Below are 991 nucleotides of genomic sequence, written 5' to 3' on the forward strand. Positions count from 1 at the left end.
GCGAAGGCCAGAACCCGGCTCGCCAAGCGGCGATGAAGGCCGGCGTTCCCAAGGAAGCGACAGCCTGGAGCGTCAACCAGCTCTGCGGTTCCGGCCTGCGCGCCGTTGCCCTCGGCATGCAGCAGATCGCGCTCGGCGATGCGAAGATCGTCGTCGCCGGCGGCCAGGAATCCATGTCGATGGCGCCGCATGCAGCGCATTTGCGCGGCGGCGTGAAGATGGGCGACATGAAGATGATCGAYACMATGATCAAGGACGGTCTGACCGACGCCTTCTACGGCTATCATATGGGTATCACCGCAGAAAATATCGCGCGCCAGTGGCAGCTTTCACGCGACGACCAGGACCAGTTCGCAGTGAGTTCGCAGAACAAGGCGGAGGCCGCGCAGAAGGCCGGCCGCTTCAAGGACGAAATCATTCCCTACGTCATTCAAGCTCGCAAGGGTGACCTGACCGTCGATGCAGACGAATATATCCGCCACGGTGCCACGATGGAGGCGATGGCCAAACTCCGGCCCGCCTTCGACAAGGACGGCACGGTGACGGCGGCTAATGCCTCCGGCCTCAACGATGGTGCTGCCGCGGCCGTGCTGATGAGCGAAGCGGAAGCGTCCCGGCGCGGTATCCAGCCGCTTGCCCGCATCGTTTCCTGGGCAACTGCCGGTGTCGATCCGCAGCTCATGGGAACCGGCCCGATCCCGGCCTCCCGCAAGGCGCTGGAAAAGGCCGGCTGGTCCGTCGGCGATCTCGACCTCGTCGAAGCCAATGAGGCCTTCGCGGCCCAGGCCTGTGCCGTCAACAAGGATCTCGGCTGGGATCCTGCCATCGTCAACGTCAACGGCGGCGCGATCGCCATCGGTCATCCGATCGGTGCGTCGGGCGCACGCGTCCTCAACACGCTGCTTTTCGAGATGAAGCGCCGCGGCGCCAGGAAAGGTCTTGCCACATTATGCATTGGCGGCGGCATGGGTGTCGCCATGTGCTTCGAGGC

Annotated in this window: 1 protein-coding gene; it reads left to right on the forward strand. The window is 64.3% G+C overall.

Going from position 1 to position 991, the window contains the following annotated elements; translation table 11 throughout:
• Positions 1-991: acetyl-CoA C-acetyltransferase (locus AC1DUP_RS36755; RefSeq protein WP_477837377.1), on the forward strand; the 991-nt coding region annotated here is incomplete at both ends.

It is taken from the genome of Rhizobium sp. 01L419 (assembly GCF_056400025.1).